We start from the raw sequence: 19,705 nt of genomic DNA, 5'->3' as shown, positions 1-19,705 counted from the left end.
CCTTGTTCGGTCGTGGCGCAGCGATGCCGCCGCAAGGAGTTGCGGTCAAACCCGTTCTCATCGGCGCCCGGCTGCGCTAGCGCGGGCGGCGATGTTCGACCTCGACGCCTATCTCGCCCGCATCGAATTGCCCGCCCGGCCGACGCGCGACGCCGCCGGGCTGGCGCGGGTCCAGCTCGCCCACCGGCTCACCATCCCGTTCGAGAATCTCGACGTGCGCCTCGGCCGCCCGATCGCGATCGACAGCGAGTCGGTCGCGGCCAAGCTCGTGGGTTCGCGCCGCGGCGGCTATTGTTTCGAGCACAACCGCCTGCTGCTCGACGCGCTCGCCGCGCTGGAGATGACCGCGCGCCCGCTGCTGGCGCGGGTCTGGCTCGGCGCGGCGGCGACCCCGCCGCGCAACCATGTGCTGTCGCTGGTGACGATCGACGGCAGCGACTGGATCGCGGACACGGGCTTCGGCGCGAGCTACGCGCCCATCATGCCGCTCGCCGACGGCGCCGAGGCGACCGCGCCCGACGGCGCGCGCTTCCGCCTGGTGCGCGAGGGCGATGGCTGGCTGCTGCTGCGCGACGGCGACCCGGTGAGCACCGACGGCCGCACCGCCGCCGGATGGAACGGCACCGCGTGGCAGCCGCAATATGGCTTCACCACCGAGCCGGTCCACGACAGCGACCTGGCGATGGGCAACCATTGGGCGATGACCGCGCCGGCGAGCCGCTTCACGCAGATGGCGGTGGTCAGCGTCGTGCTGCCGCACGGCTTCGCCGCGCTGACCGATCGCCGCTATCGCCGCCGCGCCGCGGGCAAGACCGCGGAGGGCGAGATCACCGACCCGCGCGTCTATCGCATGCGGCTGAGCCTGATGTTCGGGATCGACCTGAGCAAGGAAGAGGTCGCGGCGCTCGCGCTCTTCTGACCGCGCCCGCCACTGCCCGGTAACGGACACACCTGTCGCATAATCGTCACACCTCCCCCACGATCGACTTACCGCACTGCGGCAAATGCTTGTCCGCGGCTTGCCCGTGATTAAGGTCCGCGCAGGGATCGGCCTGCCGGGTCACCGCAGCAAATGCGGGGCGCCGTTGCTCGCCGGTCGACGACTCCTAAGGGGAAGTTGATACATGAAGACGTTTCGTACCCAGTTGCTCGCTTCGGCGGTGATGGCGGCGGCGCTGATCGGTGCCCCGGCCTACGCGCAGACCGCAGCGGCCGACGCGCAGCAGCCGACCGACGCCGGCCCCCGCCCGGCCGAGAGCGAGTCGACCGCCACTGGTGACATCGTCGTCACCGGGTCGCGCATCGTCTCGCCCAACCTGATCTCGTCGAGCCCGGTCACCGTGGTGAACGCGCAGGACGTCAAGCTGCAGGGTGCGACGCGCCTCGAGGACGTGCTCAACAACCTGCCGCAGGCGTTCGCGACCCAGGCCTCGTCGGTGTCGAACGGCTCGACCGGTACCGCCACGCTCAACCTGCGCAACCTCGGCGACCAGCGCACGCTGGTGCTGGTCAACGGCCGCCGCCTGATGCCGGGTGACCCGGTCTCGAAGAGCTCGGCCGCGGACATCAACGTCCTGCCGGGCATCATGATCAAGCGCATCGACGTGCTGACCGGCGGCGCCTCGTCGACCTACGGTTCGGACGCGGTCGGCGGCGTCGTCAACTTCGTCCTCGACAACGATTTCTCGGGCGTCAGCCTCGATGCCAATTACGGCATCTTCAACCACAACAACAACAACGACCGGTTCCGTAACCTGGTCCGCAACTCGGGCTATCCGGCGCCGCGCGGCATGACCACCGACGGTCGCAACTTCGACGTCAGCCTCAAGGTCGGCGCGGGCACCGACGATGGCCGCGGCCATATCGTCGGTTATCTCGGCTATCGCTCGATCGCGGCGGTGGACCAGGGCAGCCGCGACTATTCGGCCTGCGGTCTCGGCACCTCGAGCGGCAGCGAATATGTCTGCAGCGGCTCGGCGACCGCCTTCCCGGCGAACTTCACGCTGACCGACGGCACCCGCGACGGCCCGCCGACCCAGTACACGCTCAACGCCGCGGGCCAGCTCGTCCCCGGCCGGACGCTCTACAACGCCAACCCGCTGAACTACTTCCAGCGCCCGGATACCCGCTACACCGGCGGCTTCATGGCGCATTATGACGTCAGCGAGGCGTTCAAGCCCTACGCCGAGTTCATGTTCATGGACGATCGCTCGGTCGCGCAGATCGCGCCGTCGGGCAACTTCAGCAACACCAGCACGCTGAACTGCGGCAACCCGTTCCTGTCCGCGGTGCAGGTCGCGACCTTCTGCCGCGCCTCGAACCTGACGGGTTCGCAGACGACCAATCCTGACGGTACCGTCAGCGACATCGCCAACGTCTTCATCGGTCGCCGCAACGTCGAGGGCGGTGGGCGTCAGGCGGACATCACCCACACTTCGTACCGCTTCGTCGCGGGCGCGCGCGGCGACATCGCCAAGGGCGTCAGCTACGACGTGTTCGGTCAATATGGCACGACCAAGTACAGCCTGATCTACAAGAACGAGTTCTCGGTCAGCCGTACCGGTCGCGCGCTCGACGCGGTGCGCAACGCGCAGGGCCAGATCGTCTGCCGCTCGGTCATCGACGGCAGCGATCCGAACTGCGTGCCGCTGAACATCTTCGGCAGCGCCGCGATCACGCCCGAGGCGCTCAACTACGTCCAGATCTCGGGCCTGCAGCAGGGCCAGACCAAGGAGACGGTGGTCAACGGCTCGATCACCTTCCAGGGCGGCGAATATGGCATCAAGAGCCCGTTCGCCGACGAGGGCTTCGGCCTGAACATCGGCGGCGAGTATCGCAAGGAGCAGCTCGAGCTCAACGTCGACACCTCGTTCGCGACCGGCGATCTGGCCGGCCAGGGCGGCCCCACCCTCCCGGTGGCGGGCGACTATAACGTCAAGGAGTTCTTCGCCGAGGTGCAGCTGCCGCTCGTCGCGGATCGGCCGTTCTTCCACGAGCTGACCCTGAACGCGGGCTATCGCTATTCCGACTACAACCTGTCGGGCGGCGTGAGCTCGTACAAGGGCGCGGCAACCTGGGCGCCGGTGCGCGACATCACGCTGCGCGGTAGCTACAACCGCGCGGTCCGTGCGCCGAACATCCAGGAGCTGTTCCAGTCGCAGTCGGTCCAGATCGACGGTTCGACCGATCCGTGCGCGGGCACCAGCCCGACCGCCACGGCGGCGCAGTGCGTCAACCTGGGTGTCCCGACCAGCCGCTACGGCCTGATCCCGGACAATCCCTCGGCGCAGTATAACGGCCTGCTCGGCGGCAACCTGAACCTGCGTCCGGAGACGGCCGACACGTTCACCGCCGGCGTGATCCTGCGTCCGTCGTTCCTGCCGGGCTTCAACCTGACCGTCGACGCCTTCAGCATCAAGGTGAAGGACATCATCTCGGTTATCGGCGCCGACACGATCCTCGCCCAGTGCGCCGCCACCGGCGACGCGACGCTGTGCGGCCTGATCAACCGCGATGCCAACGGTTCGCTGTGGCAGAGCCCCAACGGCTTCGTCGTCGACACCAACCTGAACAGCGGTTCGCTGAAGACGCGCGGCATCGACATCAACGCGGGCTACACCTACCAGCTCGCCGAGGCGGGTTCGCTGAGCGCGAGCTTCAGCGGCACCTATGTCGACGAATACACCTACGAGAAGGTGGGCGTGTCGTTCGACTGCTCGGGCTATTACGGCGGCCAGTGCGGTCAGCCGCAGGCGAAGTGGCGTCACCAGCTGCGCCTGACCTGGCAGGGCAGCGACGGCATCGGTCTGTCGGGCCGCTGGCGCTACATCGACCCGACGCGGTTCGAGCGCACCAGCGACAATCCGGCGCTCGCCGGCTCGTCGTTCGCGCTGGATCGCCGCATCCCGTCGCAGAGCTACTTCGATCTGACGATGACCGCGCGCGTGCAGGACCGCTACACGTTCCGCATCGGCGCCAACAACCTGCTCGACCGCGAGCCGCCGTCGCTCAGCCAGACCGCGGCGCCGATCGGTTCGTTCGGCAACGGCAACACCTATCCGGGCATCTACGAGCCGCTCGGCCGCTACATCTTCGCGGGCCTGACGATCGACATGTAAGCGATCGTCGTCCAGCGATGGATCGACCTGGGGGCGGCTCGGCAACGGGCCGCCCCTTCTCTTTGGCCCGCGACGCGGGTTATCGCTTTCACCGCCGCGACACGGTACGGAGCGCGCCATGCATTTCCTCGATCAGGCAAAGATCTTCGTGCGCTCGGGCGCGGGCGGCCCCGGCGCGGTCAGCTTCCGGCGCGAGAAGTTCATTGAATATGGCGGCCCCGACGGCGGCGACGGCGGCAAGGGCGGCGACATCGTCTTCGAGGCGGTGGCCGGGCTGAACACGCTGATCGACTTCCGCTACACCCAGCATTTCCGCGCCCCGCGCGGCACCGGCGGCTCGGGCAGCAACCGCACCGGCGGCGGCGGCAAGGACCTCGTCATCAAGGTGCCGGTCGGCACGCAGATCCTCGCCGACGACGAGGAGCGCACGCTGCTGGCCGATCTCACCAAGGTGGGCGAGCGGATCGTGTTCCTGCGCGGCGGCGACGGTGGGCGCGGCAACGCCAGCTACAAGACCTCGACCAACCGCGCGCCGCACCAGCACGGCACCGGCTGGCCCAGCGAGGAGGCGTGGGTGTGGCTGCGGCTCAAGCTGCTCGCCGACGCGGGGCTGGTGGGCTTGCCCAACGCGGGCAAGTCGACCTTCATCAACCAGGTCACCAACGCCCAGGCCAAGGTGGGCGCCTATGCCTTCACCACGACCCGCCCGCAGCTCGGCGTGGTGCGTCACAAGATGCGCGAGTTCGTCGTCGCCGACATCCCCGGGCTGATCGAGGGCGCTGCCGAGGGCGCGGGCATCGGCGACCGCTTCCTCGGCCATATCGAGCGCTGCCGCGTGCTGCTCCACCTCATCGACGCCAACGACGAGGACGTCGCGGAGAGCTATCGCATCGTCCGCGACGAGCTGGCGGCCTATGGCGGCGGGCTCGAGGACAAGCCCGTGGTGGTCGCGCTCAACAAGATCGACACGCTCGACGACGAGCTGATCGCGGCGCTCTCGGCGGAGCTGGAGGAAGCGAGCGGCGCCGAGGTGATCCCGCTCTCGGGCGCGAGCGGCGTCGGCGTCGACTGGGCGCTCGACAAGTTGCTCGAGGCGATCCCGACGAGCGAGTCGCCGGTCGATGACGACGGCGAGGAGGAAGCGCTGGAATGGTCGCCGCTGCGGGGGTAGATTGAGGCGACGCCTATAAGGGAGTCATGGCCACGCAGATCACGCCCGACTACCCGCTGCTGACCGCCGACCGCTTCCTCGAGATGGACTTCGGGGAAGACAAGGCGGAGCTGGACAACGGCGTCGTGCGCATGATGGCCGGCGGTTCGGCGCGCCATGCCCGGGTAAGCGGGAACATCTTCCTGGCGCTCGGCTCGCGACTGCGTGGCAGCGGCTGCTCCCCCTACAACGCGGACATGGCGACGCGGACCCACGATCTGTCGGTCCGCTTCCCGGACGTCGCTGTCTTCTGCGGCAAGAACGATCCGGCGTTCGACGCTGCCAAGGCCTTCACCGACCCGCGCGTCCTGTTCGAGGTGCTCTCCGGCAGCACGGCGCGCACCGATCTCAACGTCAAGCTGGAGGAGTATAAGGCGCTGCCCAGCGTCGACACGATCGTGTTCGTCGACATCGCGGCCGAGCGCCTGCGCGTGCTCCAACGCACCGGGCCGCGCGCGTGGAGCGACGTCGCGCACGATGCCCCCATCGACCTCGCCCTGCCCGCGCTGGGCCTCACCCTTCCCCACGCCGAGATTTTCGCGCGCGATTGAGCCCGGCGCACGCGCGCGCTACCGCTCGCCGCGCCATGTCGCTGTTCCCGCCCGCCGCCTGCCCGCGCCTGATCGTTAAGATCGGCTCGGCGCTGCTCGTCGACGACGCCGGCGGGGTGCGCCGCGCCTGGCTCGAGACGATCGCCGCCGCCATCGCCGAGCGAGTCGCCGCCGGGCAGCAGGTCGCGGTGGTCTCCTCGGGCGCGATCGCGCTCGGCGCGCGCCGGCTCGGGCTCGCCAAGGGCGGGCGTGCCAGCCTGGAGGACGCGCAGGCCGCCGCCGCGACCGGGCAGATCGCGCTCGCCGGCGTGTGGGCCGAGGTGCTCGGCGCGCGCGGGCTCACCGCGGCGCAGATGCTCGTCACGCTCGGCGACCTGGAGGAGCGGCGCCGCTACCTCAACGCCGCGGCGACGCTCAACCGGCTGCTCCAGCTCGGCGTCGTGCCCGTGATCAACGAGAACGATTCGGTCGCCACCGAGGAGATCCGCTTCGGCGACAACGACCGGCTCGCCGCGCGCGTGGCGCAGGCCGCGGCGGCGCAGGGCGTGGTGCTGCTCTCCGACGTCGACGGCCTGTACGACCGCAACCCCGCGCTGCCCGGCGCTCGGCACATCGAACGCGTCGAGCGCATCGACGCCGCGATCGAGGCGATGGCCGACCGCGGCTCGGCCTCGGGCATGGGCTCGGGCGGCATGGTCTCCAAGATCGCGGCGGCGCGGATCGCCAATGCCGCGGGCGCGGCGCTCGCGATCGCCTCGGGGCGCGCCGAGGCGCCGCTGTCGGCCGCGGCGCGGCACACGCTCTTCGTCGCCGAGCGCGCCGCGCCCGCGCGCAAGGCGTGGCTCGCCGGCGGGCTGACCGCACGCGGCGCGCTCCACGTCGACGCCGGCGCGGCGCGCGCGCTGACCGAGGGCCGCAGCCTGCTCGCCGCCGGCGTAACGCGGGTGGAGGGAGAGTTCGCGCGCGGCGATCTCGTCACCATCGAGGGGCCGACGGGGACGATCGCGCGCGGTCTCGCCGAATATGACGCAGGCGAGGCGGTGCGGCTGCTCGGGCGCCGCAGCGACGAGCAGGCGGCGATCCTCGGCTATGCCCCGCGCGCCGCGCTGGTCCACCGCAACCATATGGCGCTGCTGTGATCCTGGCGCTGACCGGGGCGACCGGCTTCGTCGGCGGTGCGCTGCTGGAGCAGGCACTCGCCGCGGGACACGAAGTGCGCGCACTGGCGCGGCGGGCGCAGCCGGGGCGCGAGGGCGTGACCTGGGTGAGCGGCGCGCTCGACGATTCGGCGGCGCTCTCGGCGCTGGCGTCGACCGCGGACGCGGTGATCCACGTCGCCGGCGCGGTGAACGCGCCCGACCGCCCCGCTTTCGCCGCCGCCAACATCGAGGGTACGCGCGCCGTGGTCGAGGCGGCCAAGGTGTGGGGAGTCGCCCGCTTCGTCCACGTCTCCTCGCTCGCCGCGCGCGAGCCGACGCTCTCCAATTACGGTTGGTCGAAGGCCGGTGCCGAGGCGGTCGTGCACGAAAGCGGGCTCGACTGGACGATCGTCCGTCCGCCCGGCGTCTACGGCCCCGGCGACATGGAGCAGCGCGACCTGTTCCGCGCGGCGCGGCGCGGTGTCGTGCCCTTGCCCCCCAACGGCCGGCTCTCGATCATCCACGTCGACGACCTCGCGCGGCTGCTGCTCACCCTCGCCGGGCGACCGGGTGCGGGCGCGCACGCCCTCTACGAGCCCGCCAGTTCCGACGGCGCGCTGCGCTACACCGACTTCGCCCGCGCGATCGCCGCCGCGGTGGGCCGCCGCGCGCTGCCGCTGCCGCTGCCCGCCGCCTTGCTCCGCCTCGCCGCGCGCGGTGACGCGCTGTTCCGCGGCGCCAACGCCAAGCTCACCGCCGACCGTGTCGCTTATATGGTCCACCCCGACTGGACCGCCGATCCCGCCAAGGCGCCCCCGCCCGAGCTGTGGCGCGCGCGGATCGGCGCGGCGGCGGGGCTGGCCGCCACGGCGCGATGGTATCGCGCCCAGGGCCTGCTATAGCGCGGCCCGACATCCGCCGCATTTCAAGGCCACAGCCGAGCTTATGACCGACCGCAGCACGATCCTCGACACGCTCCGCGCGCAGATCGAACCCTTCAACAAGAAGGGCATCGAGATCACCGAGGCGACCACCTTCCAGGGCGACCTGGAGTGGGACTCGCTCACCGTGATGGACTTCGTCGCCGCGATCGAGGACGAGTTCGACATCATCATCACGATGAACATGCAGGCCGAGATCGAGACCGTGGGGCAGCTCGCCGACGCGGTCGAGAAGCTGCGGGGCTGACCGCGATGACCGAGACCGGCCTCCAGCCCGAGGCGCTGCCCGAGACCGTCGCGCCCGCGCCCACCGCGCGCGACCTGTTCGCCAAGTTCGACCCGCTGATCGCCGAGCGCGACAGACTGATGGCCTCGGGCGTGCGCGACCCGTTCGGCATCGTCATGGAGGAGGTGCGCTCGCCCACCACCGCGGTGATCCGCGGTCAGGAGACGATCCTGCTCGGCACCTACAATTACATGGGGATGACCTTCGACCCCGACGTGATCGCGGCGGGCAAGCGCGCGCTGGAGCAGTTCGGCAGCGGCACCAACGGCAGCCGCATGCTCAACGGCACCTTCCGCGACCATGTCGACGCCGAGGACGCGCTGCGCGAGTTCTACGGCGCCGCGCACGCGATGGTCTTCTCCACGGGCTATCAGGCCAACCTCGGCGTGATCTCGACGATCGCGGGGCGCGGCGAATATGTCATCCTCGACGCCGACAGCCACGCCTCGATCTACGACGGCTGCAAGATGGGCGACGCCGAGATCGTGCGCTTTCGCCACAATTCGGTCGAGGATCTCGACAAGCGGCTCGGCCGCCTGCCCAAGGAGCCGGGCAAGCTGGTGGTGCTCGAGGGCGTCTACTCGATGCTGGGCGACATCGCGCCGCTGCGCGAGATGGTCGCGGTGGCGCGCAAGCACGGCTGCATGGTGCTGGTCGACGAGGCGCACTCGATGGGCTTCTTCGGCGAGCACGGCCGCGGCGTCTACGAGGAACTGGGCCTCACGCTCGGCGACGACGTCGATTTCGTGATCGGCACCTTCTCCAAGTCGGTCGGAACCGTCGGCGGCTTCTGCATCTCGAACCATCCCAAGTTCGAGGCGCTGCGCCTGTCCTGCCGCCCCTATATCTTCACCGCCTCGCTGCCGCCGTCAGTGGTCGCCACCGCCGCCACCTCGGTGCGCAAGCTGATGCACGCGCACGAGAAGCGCGCGCGGCTGTGGGACAATGCGCGGCGGCTGCACGGCGGGCTGAAGGCGCTGGGCTTCCGGCTCGGCACCGACGCGCCCGACTCCGCGATCGTCGCGGTGATCCTGGAGGACCAGGAGCAGGCGGTGGCGATGTGGCAGGGGCTGCTCGAGGCCGGGCTGTACGTCAACGTCGCGCGCCCGCCCGCGACGCCGACGGGGACGTTCCTGCTGCGCTGCTCGATCTGCGCCGAGCACAGCGCCGAACAGATCGACCGCGTGGTCACCATGTTCGCCACGGCGGGTCAGCAAGTCGGCGCGATCCCCGCGCGTTAGCTTTTTCGTTAACCTTCGGTAAGGTAAACGCGCGGCGTGACGTACGACGACGCCGAGCGCGGGGGGCCGACCTCCACCTGGGGCACCATCGCCTTGTGGATGATGGGCTTGCTCGGGGTCGCGGTGCTCGGCGCGCTGCTGCTCACGCTGCGCGAGGCCAACCACCAGCGCGACGATGCGCTGGCGGCGCAGCGGCACAGCTATGACGTGATGATCCTGGTGCGGACGCTGCAGGGGACGATCGCGCGCTCCGAGGCCTCGCTCGGCCGCTACGTCATCTCGGGCGACCAGCAGCTCGGCCGGCTCTATTACGAGGACTGGCGCCGCGCCGACGAGACGATCGACCGGCTCGAGAAGCTGACGCACGACAATGACGTCCAGTCGCGCCACCTCGCCGAGATCCGCGACGCCTTTCGCGAGCGCGGCGACGAGCTGGCGCTGACCGCGCTCAACACCAATTACCGCAAGAACAGCCAGGCGCTGGCGCGCTTCTATCACAGCAGCACCTCCGGCTCGCTGCTGCGGATCAACGACGGGCTCGACGCGCTGGTGACGCAGGAGCGCAAGCTGCTCGAGGCCCGCACCAGCCACGCCCAGGCGTCGGTGAAACGGTCGAGCATCATCGCCAAGGTGCTGGCGGCGTTCGGGCTGCTGCTGGTCGTCGGGGTGATCTGGCTCGGCTGGGCGGTGGTCTCCGCGCTGGGCGAACATACTGTCGCGCGCGCCGAGGCCGACGCGCAGCGCGACCGGGCCGAGGAGCTCACCAGCGCGGTGGCGCAGGCCACCGAGGAATTGCGCGCGCAGGAGGCGCGGCTCCGCCAGATCCAGAAGATGGAGGCAGTGGGCCAGCTCACCGGCGGCATCGCGCACGACTTCAATAACATGCTCGCGGTGGTGCTGGGCGGGATCGAGCTGGCGCAGCGCGCGGTGGCGCTCGATCCGGCCACCGCCGCGCGGCACCTCGCCAGCGCGCACGACGGTGCGCAGCGCGCCGCAGCGCTGACCGCGCAGCTGCTCGCCTTCGCGCGCGAGACCGCGATCAACCCCGAGACGATCGCGACCGCTACCTTGTTCGACGGGCTCGCCGACCTGATCGGACGCACGCTGGGCGAAGGCGTGTCGGTGCGCTTCGACGACGAGAGCGACGGCTGGTGTACGCGCGCCGACCGGGTCCAGCTCGAGAATTCCTTGGTCAATCTGGCGGTGAACGCGCGCGACGCGATGGAGGGACGCGGCGCGCTCACGGTGCGGGCGGCACGGCGCACCGTGGCGGGGGACGAGTTTGTCGCGCTGTCGGTCAGCGACACCGGCTGCGGCATGCCGCCCGAGCTGGTCGAGCGCGCGTTCGAACCGTTCTTCACCACCAAGCCGGTCGGCAAGGGGACCGGGCTGGGGCTGAGCCAGGTCTTCTCCTTCGCGCGCCAGATCGGCGGCGACGCCGCGATCGACTCGGTCGTGGGCGTGGGAACGACGGTGACGCTGCTGCTGCCGCGCGAGCGCGCGCCCGCGGCACCGGCCGCCGCGGTGCCGGCCACGGCCACGGCCCCTGCCGCCGAAGCGGTCGAGGCGGTGCGGCCGGACGGATTGCACATCCTGGTGGTCGAGGATGACCCGCGCGTCCTGCCCGCGACGATGGACGCGCTGGTCGAGCTCGGCCATCACCCGCACGCCTGCGACGACCCGACCCGCGCCGCGGCGATGCTCGCCGGGATGGAGCGGGTCGACCTGATCCTCTCGGACGTGCTGATGCCGACGCTGACAGGTCCCGAGATGGTCGCCGCGCTGGCCGCGACCCACGCGCGCGTGCCCGTGCTGTTCGTCACCGGCTTCGCGGGCGGCGCCGACGAGGCGATCGATCTCGGCGGCCGCCCGGTGCTGCGCAAGCCCTTCACCCTCGCGGGGCTGGAGCGCGCGGTGGCACAGGCCGCGGTCGCGCCGGGGGAGACGCGCGCGGCGGCGTGAGGTGGCAAGATCCTCCCCTCGACAGGGAGGTGGCAGCACGCAGCGCGGACGGAGGGGTGTCGCCGCCGGTAGGGGGCGGCGACCATCACCGGCGGCGATACCCCGCCACCACGCCCTCCGGGCGCGGTCCCCTCCCCTTACAGGCGGGGCAATCGCATATGGGCAATTCTTACAGCTTCCGCTCGCCGATTGCCGTCCTGTCATCCCGGGCTTGATCCGGGATCCATGGTGCCGCGAGAACAAGGGCTGATGCGTACGCGGCACCATGGATCCCGGGTCAAGCCCGGGATGACGGCAGGATGTGATGAGCCCGGTGCGTCACACCATCATATGCGATAGCCCTGCCCTTACAGGGGAGGCGCTGAGCCCCTCCCCGCCCCACATTCGCGTGCAGCGCCACGCTTTTCGCTGCTGACGCGCGCGCCGCGGGTCCGTATAGCCGCAACCTCACCAGGGCGTTCACCGCCCGATGCCACGGGGCAGCGCCGCACCTTGTTCACCTCGATCGACCGCTACATGGCCCGGCTGATCGCGCTGCCGCTGTTCGCCACGCTGCTGATCGCCTCGATGCTGCTGATCCTCGACCGGATCGGCCGCCTGTTCGATTTCGTCATCACGCAGGGCGGCCCGGTCAGCGTGGTGTGGAAGATGCTCGCCAACCTGCTGCCCGAATATCTCGGCCTCGGCATCCCGATCGGACTGATGCTGGGCGTGCTGCTCGCCTTCCGCCGCATCGCGACGTCGAGCGAGCTCGACGTGATGCGCGGCGTCGGCATGAGCTACTCGCGGCTGCTGCGCGTGCCGTATATGTACGCGATCGTGCTGGCCGCGCTCAACATCGCCATCGTCGGCTATGTCCAGCCGCTGGCGCGCTACAATTACGAGAAGCTGCGCTTCGAGCTGCGCACCGGCGCGCTCGGCGCCTCGATCAAGGTGGGCGAGTTCACGCATCTGGGCGATCGCATGACGCTGCGGATCGAGCGCAGCCGCGAGAGCGGGCGCCAGCTGTCCGGCATCTTCGTCCACGCGCTGACGCCGCGCAACGACTGGGTCGGCGTCACCGCCGAGACCGGCCAGTTCCTCGCCACCGACGATCCCAACGTCATCATCTTCCGCCTCACCGACGGGACGCTGATCCACAACCGGCCCGACTTCCCGACGCCGCGGACGCTGACCTTCACCGCGCACGACCTGCCGATCAACCTGCCGCGTTTCGAGAGCTTCCGCACGCGCGGCGGCAAGAACCTCGAATATACGCTGCCCCAGCTCGCCAAGCTCGGCCACGCCGCCAACGCCAGCGCGGCGCAGCGCGACGGCAGCCGCGCCGAGTTCCACTTCCGCGTCGTCGAGGTGGCGATGATGTTCCTGCTGCCACTGCTGGCGGTGTCGCTCGGCGTGCCGCCCAAGCGCTCCAACTCGGCGCTGGGCGTGTTCCTGTCGATCGTGATGGTGGTCACCTATCACAAGATCAACCAATATGCCGCCGCACTCGGCGAGCGCGGCACGGTCGATCCGCTGATCGCGCTATGGGCGCCGTTCCTGCTGTTCGGCGCGCTGATCCTGTGGATGTATTATACCCTGGCCTATGTCCCCGGCGGCCAGCCGATCGGCGCGCTGGAGCGCTTCTTCGGCAAGGCCTGGGCGATGGTGGCGCGCTATCTGCCCGGACGCCGGCGCAAGGAGGCGCGCGCGTGACCGCCTTCTTCCCCTCGCGCACCGTCGCGATCTACATGGCGCGGCTGTTCCTGACGCGCACCTTCGGTATCCTGTTCGGGCTGGTGCTGGTGCTCCAGACGCTCGACCTGCTGAGCGAGAGCGGGCGCATCCTCGCCACCGCGGGCAACGGCGACGCCGAGGTGTGGCGCTACGTCTCGCTGCGCGCGCCGCAGATCATCTCCACCTTCCTGCCCTTCTCGGTGCTGCTGGGCACGGTGCTGACGCTCATCACGATGAACGCCAACAGCGAGGTGGTGGCGCTCAAGGCGTCGGGCCTGTCGGCGCATCAGGTGCTCGCGCCGCTGGTGATCGCCAGCGTCGGCATCGCGCTGCTGACCTTCGCGTTCAACGATCGCATCGTCAGTCGCGCCACGGCCGAGCTGAGCGCGTGGCAACGGGTGAATTACGGCGCGATGCCGCTCGACCGCGGCGACCGGTCGAACGTCTGGGTGCGCGCCGACAACAACCTGATCTCGGCGGACCGGATCAGCGGGCGCGGCGAGGCGGCGCGGCTGGGCGGGGTGACGGTCTATGAGCGCAATCCCGACGGCGGCCTGCGCGGGCTGGTGACCGCGCCCAACGGCCTGCGACAGGGCGACGGCTGGAAGGTGTGGCCGGCGAAGCGGTTCGACGTCGCCTCGGGGCGGCTGGTGCCGCTCGGCACGGTGGTGGTAGCGCGCGGGGTCACGCCCGATCAATTCACGCTGGCCAATGTCGACGGCGACGCCTTGTCCTTCGCCGGCCTGCGCGCGGCGATCAGCGACCTGGAAGAGGCGGGGCGGCCGACCAAGTCGCTCGAGGGCGTGCTGTGGCACAAATTGTCGGGGCCGCTTTCGTCGGTGCTGATGCCGCTGCTGGGCGCGGTGGCGGCGTTCGGTATCGCCCGCTCGGGGGCGCTGTTCGTCCGCGCGGTGGTCGGCATGGCGCTGGGGTTCGCCTATTTCATGGCCGACAAGTTCGCGCTGGCGATGGGCAATCTCGGCGCCTACCCGCCCTTCCTCGCCGCCTGGGCGCCGTTCCTGCTCTTCCTGCTGATCGGCGAGGCGGTGCTGCTGCGCACGGAGGAGTAGCGCCCCGATCGCGCACCGATGCTCCTGCGCGCGCAGGAGCCTGGTGCCGCAGACGAGACGCCCGTGGCTCTGGGTTCCTGCGTCCGCAGGAACACGAGGGAAGAAGGGCGAGGTGCTCACGTCCCGCTGCCCCCCACTGGCGTCATCCTGAACTCGTTTCAGGATCCACCGTGCCGCTTACCCGCCGGCTGCGGCGTTTGCGGGACCGTGGGTCCGGACCCAAAAGGCCGTTAGCATCTTCGGCCGTCTGATCTGCCGCTGCGATTCTCGGGTGATACGTTACGATGAGGGAAGCCGCTTTCTCTTCCCTCATCGTCATCCCGGCCTCGCGCCGGGATCCATTCCTCCGCGAGGGCAACGCCCGCTGCTCTCGCGGCACCATGGATCCCGGGTCGAGCCCGGGATGACGGAGGCAAATCGCTCTCGCGACAATGACCCTTTTGGGTCCGGCCCCGTGGATCCTGAAACAAGTTCAGGATGACGCTGGTGACAGGAGGTACCGCGCGCCGGCCTCAGCGCGGCCGCATCGTCGCCGCGGCGAGCTTGCCCACCAGCCCCGGCAGACCGGCGTAGTTCGCCTTGTGATAGGACGAGTCCTGCTCCAGCACGCGGGAGATCCGCCGATGCGCCTCCGCCAGCGCGTGATAGGGCAATCCCGGCAGCAGATGGTGCAGCGCGTGATAGCGCAGCCCCACCGGCGCCCAGAGCACCGGCAGCATCGCGGGCGGGGGCACGTTGACCGTGTCGAGATATTGGGCGGTGACCGACATCGGCTCGCCCTCATTCTGCCACAGATGCGCCACCAGGGTGCGCACCTGGTTGATCAGCGCCACACCCGAGCCGACCAGCAGGAAGATGACGAACGCGCGCAGCGACACGACACCCGTCGCGGCCAGCGCGAGCAGCGCGATCGACCACAGGCTGGTCGCGATCTCCCAGCGCGTCCAGCGCGCCTTCTCCTCACCCTGCGGCGGGCGGCGGCGGAACTGCGGGTTGATCGACAGCGCCGAATAGCGCGCCACCACCTGCTCGCGCAGCCGCGGCGACAGCGCCGACAGCGGTGCCAGCACGGCGTAGCGGATCAGCAGCCCGACCGGCGCCAGCGCCGACACCAGGATGAACACCGGCAAGGTCCACGGCCGCATCAGCGCCAGCGGCAGATATTCGGGATCCTCCGCGGTACCGTAGCGCGTCTTGGCGTGGTGCAGATTGTGGACGCCCTCGTACATGAAGGACGGGATCATCATCGGCACGCCGATCAACGCGTTCCATGCCGCGCGGAAGCCGGGCACCGCGGCGTGCTTGATGTGAGTCAGCTCGTGGATCAGGCTCATCCCGCGGTACAGCGCCAGCACCGCGACGACCCCCGCCACCACGGCCCATCCGCTCGCGGAGACCGTCACCGCGAGGGCCAGCGCGGCATAGCCGACGAGCGCCGAGCCGATCAGGTCGGCCCAGTAGAGCGCCGGGCGCGGCTGCACCAGATCGCGGGTGAGCTCGGCGGCGGCGCGCAGCATCGCCTTGTCGTCGGCGATCGGCGCCCGCGGCGCAACAGGCGCGGCGCCCGCGCGGTCGAGGGTGATCGTGTTCATGGCTCGGTCCATTGCCCCAACATAGTGGCGACAGCATGACCTTTACAGGACGGCGTGGGTCCCCGTTGCAGGTAAAAGCTCGCTCGCTATGATCGCTTTCTCCGTTTAACGGCGAGCGCCATGTCCGATCTCTCCATCACCCCGGTCACCACCAAGCGGGAACGCAAGGCGTTCGTCGACCTGCCCTTCCGGCTTTACGCGGACGATCCCTACTGGGTCCCCCCGCTGAAGGGCGAGGCGCTCGGGCTGATCACGCCGGAGAAGAACGGATGGTTCAGCCATGCCAAGGCGCAGCTCTTCCTGGCGCGGCGCGACGGGCGCGTGGTCGGGCGGATCTCGGCGCATATCGACACGCTCGCGCTCGACATGCCCGACGAACAGGGCTTCGGCCCCGGTGTCGGCCAATGGGGGCTGATGGACGCGGAGGACGAGGACATCTTCCGCGCCCTGCTGGATCGCGCCGAGACGTGGCTGCGCGAGCAGGGGATGACGCGCGCGCTCGGCCCGATCAGCATGTCGATCTGGGAAGAGCCGGGGCTGCTGATCCAGGGGTTCGAGCAGGCGCCCACCGTGATGATGGGGCATCACAAGCCGGTCTATCGCGAGTGGATCGAGCGCGCCGGCTACCGACCCGTGAAACAGCTGGTCACCTACGAACTCGACATCACGCAGGAGTTCCCGCCGATCGTGAAGCGGATCATCCGCTCCGGCGAGAACAACAAGAGCATCGTCGTGCGCGAGGTCGACAAGAGCCGCTTCGACGAGGAAGCCGCGATCATCCTCGAGATCCTCAACGACGCCTGGTCGGATAACTGGGGTTTCGTGCCGCTCACCCCGCCCGAGATCAAGGACGTCGGCGTCAAGCTCAAGCCGATCGTGTTCAACGACCTGATCCGCATCGCCGAGGTGGACGGCCGGCCGGTCGCGTTCATGATCACGCTACCCGACCTCAACGAGGCGATCCGGCCGCTCAACGGCAGCCTGCTCCCGTTCGGCTGGGCCAAGCTGCTGCTGTGGCTGCGCAAGCCGCGCGTGCGCACGATGCGCGTGCCGCTGATGGGGGTGCGCAAGGAGCTGCAATCGTCGCGGCTGGCGAGCCAGCTCGCCTTCATGATGATCGAGGCGATCCGCCAGGCGTCGGTGGCGAACTACGGCGCATCGCGCGGCGAGATCGGCTGGATCCTCGACGACAATCAAGGGATGAACTCGATTGCCACCGCGATCGAGAGCCGCGTCAACAAGGTCTATCAGGTCTACGAGCGCACGCTCTGAGCGCGGGGACCGGGAGCGGCGGCGCCGCTCCCTCCCTCCGTCGCGTGATGGGTGTCAGAGCCGCTCGGGAACCTTGACGCCCATTTCCTTCCACTCGGCGCGGGTGTGGCACTCGCGACGGATGATGTGCGAGCCGGTCGACTCGGTGTTGTAGCAATAGCGCGTCTTGGCGCTGCGCACCGGCGCGACCGTGTCGGGCTGGCTCGCGGCGGCGGTGGTGGCGGCGGCGGCAGTCGTGGTCGGCTCGGCCTGTGCCGGCGCGATCAGGACCAGGCTGGCGAAAGCGGCGATGATCGTGGCGTTCATGACAGTGTCTCCCTCGCCCCGTCGATCGGGACACCAGGAGCTTTGCAGCTCGCGTGCCAACTTTGATTTATCGCGCTATTTGAGTGTCTTAGGATAGAAGGCCCAATATGGTGGCGCATGCCGCCGCCGACATGCGGCGGATTTCACCAGATGATGGCGGGCTCTTGTGTCCGCCACCGCACACCCCATCTGATAGCCACTGTCCAGATCTGACCAACGCGAGCCTGGACGGCTGAGAGACACCCGCGCTCCCGCTTGCACGCAGGGAGACTCGACGTGTCCGACCAACCTTCTCCGCCCGCCGCGGCCGTCGCGTGAGCGACGAGCAAGACTCCGCCCCGCGGACGCCGCGTCGCCCGTATTTTCGCCCTGCCAGCAACGTTCCCAAGCTGTCGCCGGAGAGTGCGGCGCGGGAGAGCCAGGTGGTCCGCGCCGCGACCGAACGCTTCGGTCTCGCCGGGGCGATGGCCTTCCTCAATGCCGATGTCGGCCTCGAGGCACGACCGCTCAAACTCGCCGCTGCCAGCCCGGAGGGCGCGCGCGCGGTGCTCGCCCTGATCGCCGCCAGGGACGATGCCGACCCGGGCGAGTGAACGGGTCAGTCGATGACCGTCGCACCCGCGCGGTCGTGCCCCGCGCGTGACTTCCGGGCCGGACGATCCGCTCGCCGGCCTTCCCCGCCGGCGCGTCCGCGCTCAGAAGAGGAAGGCACCGCCCAGCACCAGCCGCGCGTCGGGCGCGTCATGGCTGAGCCCTGCCACGGCGAGTAGGTCCAGCTGCGTCCGCTTGGTCGGCTGCCACGCCAGCGACCCCGCCGCGAGCGTCCGTGTCACGAGGCCGGCGGGATCGTCGTCGCGCTCCACCGACAATTCGGCCACCGCCGTCACATTGTCGGTCAGCGCATAGCCGAGGCCGACCACGCCGCTCGCGTCGAAATGGCGGCCATGGCCGTCGTCGTCGACCGCCGCGGCGGTCTGACCGGTGAAGTCGAGGCTCCAGCGCTCGTCGATCTGCCAATAGACCGGGACGATCACGCCCGCCGACCAGTCGCCGTCGCCGATCCCCGCGCGGCCGGTCGGCAAGGTCACATAGGGCTGGACCGCCGAGGACAAAGCGCGGCCGTCGGGATGGCTCAGCGCGTAGCGATAGCCGATCGTCGTGTCGCCCGCGCCCCAGCGCTGTGACACCGTCCCCGTCGCCTTGTCGCGCGTGCGCAGCGTACCCATCGGGGTGAACTCGATCTGCACCTCGCTGTCGCGCGTCACACCGATCCGCGCAGTGACGTCGCCGAACAGCGTGAGATCTTCGCGCGAGTCGCCGCTATCGTCGCGCTGCCAATCGACGCCGGAGAGCTCGACCTGCACCTGCCCCAGCACGGTGACGCAGCCGCTCGCGCCCAGCGACGGGCGATTGGGACAGAAACGCTCGGTGACCGGACCGTCCTGCGCCACGGCCGGCGCCGCGACCAGCGACATCAGCGCGCCGAGCGCGGCGCGCTTCATCGCAACCGCACCCAGGTGGGGGCGTGGTCGCTCGCTTTCTCGCGGCCGCGATGGTCCTTGTCGACGCCCGCCTCGACCAGCCGATCCGCCACCGCGGGGCTGAGCAGCAGGTGATCGATGCGGAAGCCGGCGTCACGCTGCCACGCGCCCGCCTGATAGTCCCAGAAGGTCCAGATCCCACCGCGCGGGTGGCGGGCGCGCAACGCGTCGGTCCAGCCCTGCGCGACCAGCGCGCGATAGCCCTGGCGGCTCTCGGGCTGCATCAGCGCGTCGCTCGCCATCGCTCGCACCGAGAAGACGTCGTCGTCATTGGGTATGACGTTGTAATCGCCCGCCAGCACCGCGGGCACCTCGTCGGCGAGAAGCTGCGCCGCGCGCGCGCGCAGCCGCTCGATCCAGCGCAGCTTATAGTCGAACTTGGGACCGGGCTGGGGATTGCCGTTGGGCAGGTAGATCGACGCGACGGTCAGCCCGAACACCTCGCATTCGAGATAGCGGCTGTGCTCGTCCTCGGGTTCGCCCGCCAGCCGGCGCTGGCGCTCGACCGGATCGGCACCGCGCGCGAGCACCGCGACGCCGTTGAAGCCCTTCTGCCCGTGCCACACTGCGCCATAGCCCGCGCCGCGGACCTCCGCCTCGGGGAAGGTCTCGTCGCTCGACTTCAGCTCCTGGAGACAGACGATGTCGGGCTGCGCTTCCTCGAGATAGTCGAGCAGCCGCGGCAGCCGCGCCTTGATGCCGTTGACGTTGTAGGTGACGATCTTCACGCGCGCTGATCTATCGCGCGGCGCGTCATTTG

Annotated in this window: 17 protein-coding genes; 13 read left to right on the top strand and 4 right to left on the bottom strand. The window is 69.8% G+C overall.

Annotated elements, in window-relative coordinates:
• Nucleotides 1-91 precede the first annotated feature (91 nt).
• The 11 genes from EV292_RS16600 to lptG all read left to right on the top strand — a co-directional run bounded on the left by EV292_RS16600 (nt 92) and on the right by lptG (nt 14,234).
• Nucleotides 92-919 (top strand): arylamine N-acetyltransferase, encoded by an 828-nt coding sequence (locus tag EV292_RS16600; protein ID WP_132910346.1) that lies wholly within the window; start codon nt 92-94, stop codon nt 917-919.
• Between the two features lie 205 nt (nt 920-1,124).
• A complete protein-coding gene (locus EV292_RS16595) occupies nt 1,125-4,118 on the top strand; it encodes a TonB-dependent receptor (RefSeq protein ID WP_132910345.1) in 2,994 nt (997 codons plus the stop codon).
• 118 nt (nt 4,119-4,236) lie between these two features.
• Nucleotides 4,237-5,289 carry a GTPase ObgE gene (gene obgE / locus EV292_RS16590; protein WP_132910344.1) on the top strand — a complete coding sequence of 351 codons (1,053 nt, stop codon included), beginning with the start codon at nt 4,237-4,239 and terminating at the stop codon, nt 5,287-5,289.
• A 26-nt stretch (nt 5,290-5,315) separates the two neighbouring features.
• Nucleotides 5,316-5,879, top strand: a complete 564-nt coding sequence (locus tag EV292_RS16585) for a Uma2 family endonuclease (RefSeq protein ID WP_132910343.1) — start codon at nt 5,316-5,318, stop codon at nt 5,877-5,879.
• A 35-nt stretch (nt 5,880-5,914) separates the two neighbouring features.
• Complete coding sequence (gene proB / locus EV292_RS16580; protein ID WP_132910342.1) at nt 5,915-7,018, top strand: glutamate 5-kinase; 1,104 nt, start codon at nt 5,915-5,917, stop codon at nt 7,016-7,018.
• Nucleotides 7,015-7,920: an NAD(P)-dependent oxidoreductase gene (locus tag EV292_RS16575; RefSeq protein WP_132910341.1), complete on the top strand. Its 906-nt coding sequence runs from the start codon at nt 7,015-7,017 to the stop codon at nt 7,918-7,920. The genes proB and EV292_RS16575 overlap by 4 nt, the downstream gene beginning before the upstream one ends.
• A gap of 43 nt (nt 7,921-7,963) precedes the next feature.
• Complete coding sequence (locus tag EV292_RS16570) at nt 7,964-8,206, top strand: acyl carrier protein (protein ID WP_132910340.1); 243 nt, start codon at nt 7,964-7,966, stop codon at nt 8,204-8,206.
• 5 nt (nt 8,207-8,211) lie between these two features.
• The gene (locus tag EV292_RS16565) at nt 8,212-9,486 is read left to right on the top strand and encodes an aminotransferase class I/II-fold pyridoxal phosphate-dependent enzyme (protein ID WP_132910339.1); all 1,275 of its coding nucleotides are present in this window, start codon (nt 8,212-8,214) and stop codon (nt 9,484-9,486) included.
• A 36-nt stretch (nt 9,487-9,522) separates the two neighbouring features.
• Entirely contained in the window at nt 9,523-11,448 is a 1,926-nt protein-coding gene (locus EV292_RS16560) for an ATP-binding protein (RefSeq protein ID WP_243693821.1), read from the top strand.
• 516 nt (nt 11,449-11,964) lie between these two features.
• Entirely contained in the window at nt 11,965-13,143 is a 1,179-nt protein-coding gene (lptF, locus tag EV292_RS16555) for an LPS export ABC transporter permease LptF (RefSeq protein WP_132910398.1), read from the top strand.
• 35 nt (nt 13,144-13,178) lie between these two features.
• Nucleotides 13,179-14,234: an LPS export ABC transporter permease LptG gene (gene lptG, locus EV292_RS16550; protein ID WP_165927159.1), complete on the top strand. Its 1,056-nt coding sequence runs from the start codon at nt 13,179-13,181 to the stop codon at nt 14,232-14,234.
• 512 nt (nt 14,235-14,746) lie between these two features.
• Here lptG and EV292_RS16545 read toward each other — a convergent pair.
• Nucleotides 14,747-15,826, bottom strand: coding sequence for a fatty acid desaturase (locus EV292_RS16545; protein WP_132910337.1), 1,080 nt, complete (start codon nt 15,824-15,826; stop codon nt 14,747-14,749).
• 120 nt (nt 15,827-15,946) lie between these two features.
• On the opposite strand from EV292_RS16545, the gene EV292_RS16540 reads away from it, so the two are divergent.
• Nucleotides 15,947-17,098: a GNAT family N-acetyltransferase gene (locus tag EV292_RS16540; RefSeq protein ID WP_132910336.1), complete on the top strand. Its 1,152-nt coding sequence runs from the start codon at nt 15,947-15,949 to the stop codon at nt 17,096-17,098.
• Between the two features lie 54 nt (nt 17,099-17,152).
• Here the strand turns inward: EV292_RS16540 and EV292_RS16535 are convergent, their stop codons facing one another.
• Nucleotides 17,153-17,404, bottom strand: a complete 252-nt coding sequence (locus tag EV292_RS16535; protein ID WP_132910335.1) for a hypothetical protein — start codon at nt 17,402-17,404, stop codon at nt 17,153-17,155.
• A gap of 422 nt (nt 17,405-17,826) precedes the next feature.
• Between EV292_RS16535 and EV292_RS22735 the strand changes: the two genes are divergently transcribed.
• The gene (locus tag EV292_RS22735; RefSeq protein WP_165927155.1) at nt 17,827-17,997 is read left to right on the top strand and encodes a hypothetical protein; all 171 of its coding nucleotides are present in this window, start codon (nt 17,827-17,829) and stop codon (nt 17,995-17,997) included.
• A 102-nt stretch (nt 17,998-18,099) separates the two neighbouring features.
• On the opposite strand, the gene EV292_RS16530 is transcribed toward EV292_RS22735, so the two are convergent.
• Nucleotides 18,100-18,906, bottom strand: a complete 807-nt coding sequence (locus EV292_RS16530; protein WP_132910334.1) for a transporter — start codon at nt 18,904-18,906, stop codon at nt 18,100-18,102.
• Complete coding sequence (gene xth / locus EV292_RS16525; RefSeq protein ID WP_132910333.1) at nt 18,903-19,673, bottom strand: exodeoxyribonuclease III; 771 nt, start codon at nt 19,671-19,673, stop codon at nt 18,903-18,905. The genes EV292_RS16530 and xth overlap by 4 nt, the downstream gene beginning before the upstream one ends.
• Nucleotides 19,674-19,705 lie beyond the last annotated feature (32 nt).

This window comes from Sphingomonas sp. BK235 (assembly GCF_004345855.1).
In the GTDB taxonomy this organism is placed as follows: Bacteria; Pseudomonadota; Alphaproteobacteria; order Sphingomonadales; family Sphingomonadaceae; genus Sphingomonas.
Note: the sequence above shows the minus strand (reverse complement) of the source record. Positions and strands in the feature narration are given on the sequence as shown.